The 3444-nt window shown below is 61.3% G+C and carries 5 protein-coding genes; 2 read left to right on the top strand and 3 right to left on the bottom strand.

Annotation, left to right across the window (positions count from 1 at the left end):
- Positions 1 to 707 (bottom strand): thiamine-phosphate kinase (locus ACGVJ8_RS09770; protein WP_392347639.1); only part of this gene is annotated, 707 nt, incomplete at its 3' end.
- Positions 704 to 1813, bottom strand: a complete 1110-nt coding sequence (locus ACGVJ8_RS09765) for a peptidylprolyl isomerase (protein ID WP_392347637.1) — start codon at positions 1811 to 1813, stop codon at positions 704 to 706. The genes ACGVJ8_RS09765 and ACGVJ8_RS09770, both read right to left, overlap by 4 nt.
- A 32-nt stretch (positions 1814 to 1845) precedes the next feature.
- On the opposite strand from ACGVJ8_RS09765, the gene efp reads away from it, so the two are divergent.
- Together efp and accB are read left to right on the top strand one after the other, a co-directional pair.
- Positions 1846 to 2409 (top strand): elongation factor P, encoded by a 564-nt coding sequence (gene efp, locus ACGVJ8_RS09760; RefSeq protein WP_392347635.1) that lies wholly within the window; start codon positions 1846 to 1848, stop codon positions 2407 to 2409.
- Positions 2406 to 2885, top strand: coding sequence for an acetyl-CoA carboxylase biotin carboxyl carrier protein (accB, locus tag ACGVJ8_RS09755; RefSeq protein WP_392347633.1), 480 nt, complete (start codon positions 2406 to 2408; stop codon positions 2883 to 2885). The genes efp and accB overlap by 4 nt, the downstream gene beginning before the upstream one ends.
- Before the next feature lies 1 nt (position 2886).
- Here accB and ACGVJ8_RS09750 read toward each other — a convergent pair.
- A partial coding sequence (locus ACGVJ8_RS09750; RefSeq protein WP_392347631.1) for a 4-hydroxythreonine-4-phosphate dehydrogenase PdxA occupies positions 2887 to 3444 on the bottom strand: 558 nt, incomplete at its 5' end.

Here is a 3444-nt window from a genome sequence, read left to right as displayed (position 1 = left end):
AGTCCTGCAACAGCTGAGAGAAGTCCATCGCTGCTGTCAGTGCCCCCAGCCCGCCAGGGCAGATGCGCCGGTTTGCAGGCCAGCAGCTGTCGGAGATCTTGCATCCGAGGCGTTGGTCGTTGGTGTCGTGCGATTGCTTGGTCTCGCAAGGTTGAGGGCAGAGGGATGTCACGCACCCTGGAATCGTCCTTCAGCAAGGCGAGACCCAGTCGGCTGAGCCCATGGGGGCCACTGGTGACCAGCACATCGCCGGGGCGGGCTGCATTCCGATGCAGACGCAGGGGACCAAGACGGCCGAGGGCCGTGATTGAAAGCAGTCTTTGCTCCCCTCTGGAGCAGTCACCCCCCAGCAGAATGCCGCCGTACTGCCCCAAGGCAGCACTGATGCCTTGATAGACCCCGTCCACCCAGTCCCAGTTGGTGCGTCCTGGTGCGACAAGGGCCACGGTGATCCCTTCGATTTCGACGGCACCGCTGGCGGCCAAGTCGGACAGGTTGGCGGCAACGGCGCGCCAGCCCACATCCATGGCGGTGGTAGTGGCATCGCTGAAATGGATACCGTCCACGAGGATGTCGGTGTTGATCAACAGAGGTCGCGTATCGGCGGCAAGGGTCGCCGTATCGTCGCTGAGTTGGTCGGGCGGAGCAAAGCGAGCCAGCCGCCTAAGCAGCTCCGCTTCAGTCAGCTCCGCCAGGGTTGGGCTCATGCATGGGCTTTGAGCTGCCCCGCTCCCTCGATCACCTTCACGGCGGTGATCCGGTCATCGACGCCCAATTCCTCGAGAACATCGAATCCATCTATCACGTAGCCGAAGGCTGCATTGCGGCCATCCACGAGGTTCAGGCCAGCAGGGGTGAGCTCCGCCTCGTAGAGAAACATGAAGAACTGGGAGGATCCGTCGTCGAGGGCCTGGTCTGAATGGGCCCAGCCAAGGGTGCCCAGGGTGGCGAACGGAAGGGTTGGTGTGGCCTTGAACAGGCCCACGTCTTCAAAGGTTTCGTTGTAGATCGTGTCGTCTTCTTCGGGCACGCGGATCTCCAAGGGCACATGGCGCTCCTGCTTGGTTTTTGGATCCACGTAGCCAATTTCCGGCCCTTCTGGATCACCGCTCTGGAGCACGTAGAAGTCCTCGGCCCGGATGAAGGGAAGTCCGTCATAGAAGCCCTTGAGGGCCAGATCGATGAAGGCACCTGCGGTGAGCGGGGCGTTGAAGCCATCCACCACGGTGGTCAGCTCCCCCTGGGTGGTGCTCACTCTAAGGGTGGCTCTTCCCTGCAGGCGGGGCAGGGCATCGAATTCTGCGGGGATCTCCCGTTCAAAGCCGTCAGGCACCAGCAGGGCCTCCACATCACCGATAAAACGCAGGGTCCGGCGTCGATCGGCGATGAAGCCCGGTTTGTCGGTGGCTTTGACCTTCTCTTTGAGGTCTTCAAGACCCTGCTCCACGCTCTTGAACAGCGTTTCAGCTGCATCGCGCTTGGCCTCAGGGACCGCGCTCAGGATGGTGTCGCGGCGGGTGTTGAGCAGCGCTTCACTGCGCGACACCGTCTTGCCGAGGGCTGCCCAGCGTTTGGCACGCAGATCGTCACTGGTAAGTTCCAGCCGATGTTGCAGCTCGCGGATGTCGTCCTGATTGAAGGGAAGCGCGTCCCGAAGAATCGCGGCAGGGTCCTTCACAGCATTGCCCTGGGGCAAGGCAGCCCAAGCAGGGACGGCCATTGTGATCAGAGCAAAGCTGATCAGAGCAGCAAGAACGGCGTTCAAACGCTGATGGACCAAGGGGGAACCCCAGTGCTGACGGGACTTTGGCACAGCCGTATAGTCCGTTGAACCGTTCGGTGGGAATGATCTCCAGTAACGACTTCCGCACCGGCACCACGATTGAGATCGATGGGGCTGTTTGGCGCGTTGTCGAGTTCTTGCACGTCAAGCCCGGCAAGGGATCTGCCTTCGTGCGCACTAAGCTCAAGGCAGTGAAGTCCGGCAACGTGGTGGAGAAAACCTTCCGCGCCGGGGAAATGCTTCCCCAGGCGATGTTGGAGAAATCCTCTCTTCAGCACACCTACATGGAAGGTGAGGACTATGTCTTCATGGACATGGCCACCTATGAGGAGACCCGCCTCAGTGCCGACCAGATTGGAGAGAGTCGCAAATATCTGAAGGAGGGCATGGAGGTGAACGTGGTGTCTTGGAACGACACCCCCCTCGAGGTTGAACTGCCCAACTCCGTTGTTCTTGAGATCAAGGAAACGGATCCTGGCGTCAAAGGTGACACCGCCACGGGTGGCACCAAGCCCGCCATTCTCGAGACCGGTGCACAAGTGATGGTTCCGCTCTTTCTTTCTGTGGGAGAAAAGATCAAAGTGGACACCCGCAATGAAAGTTACCTCGGCCGCGAAAACGGATGACCATGCAGCTGGATCACGAACAACTGCACCGCCTGTTGGAGGCGCTCGGCGAGAGCGACATCCAGGAGTTCCGGTTGGAAGGGGATGACTTCCGTCTGGAAGTCCGTCGCAATCTGCCGGCCCAGGCCGTGATGGCACCGGTGATGCCCGCTCCCGTTGCTGCTGCTGCTCCGGCGCCCGTTGCGCCGGCCGAGCCTGCTGCTGTGCCGCCTGCGTCCACCGCAACGCGCAGTGACCTGCTCGAAGTTACGGCTCCCATGGTGGGCACCTTCTACCGCGCTCCAGCGCCAGGCGAACCTGCTTTTGTTGAGGTGGGCAGTCGAATCAACGTCGGCCAGACCGTCTGCATCCTCGAGGCGATGAAGCTCATGAACGAGCTGGAGTCGGAGGTTGGCGGTGAAGTCGTGGAAATCCTGGTGGACAACGGCACGCCCGTTGAATTCGGTCAGGTGCTGATGCGGGTCAAGCCGGCCTGAGTCAACTCAGGTCCCAGGCCGCCTGAATCGCTGCCGTTGTGCTCTCAGGGCTGGCGATCCCTTGGGTTGCAATGTCGAAGGCGGTGCCATGGTCGGGAGACGTTCGTAGAAACGGCAGTTCCAAGGTGGTGTTCACTGCCGCGTCGAAGGCCAGCAGCTTCACAGGAATGAGCCCCTGGTCGTGATACAGGGCCAGGATCCCGTCAGGACCTGGCTGGTTTGGGGTCTGCCAAGCGCGAGCAGCGCTGATCCAGCAGGTGTCGGGAGGAACGGGACCCTCCAGGTGCACCTGAGGATGGTCTTCACGCCATTGATTCAGCAGCGGTAGCAGCCAGTCGGCTTCTTCGTGGCCCAGCTGACCGGCTTCACCGGCATGGGGATTCAGGCCGGCAATGCGCAGACGTGGTGTGCTCGTGAAGCGCCGACAGAATTCCTCCAGAACGTTCAGTTTGTGGTGCACCAGGTCTGGGCTCAGCGCCTCGGGGACCTGGCTGAGGGGCATGTGGGTGGTGGCCAGCAAGGAGTTCAGGCGCCAACCGCTGGTTGGAGAGACGGCGGT

This window comes from Parasynechococcus sp. (genome assembly GCF_042954245.1).
GTDB lineage: Bacteria > Cyanobacteriota > Cyanobacteriia > PCC-6307 > Cyanobiaceae > Parasynechococcus.
Note: the sequence above shows the minus strand (reverse complement) of the source record. Positions and strands in the feature narration are given on the sequence as shown.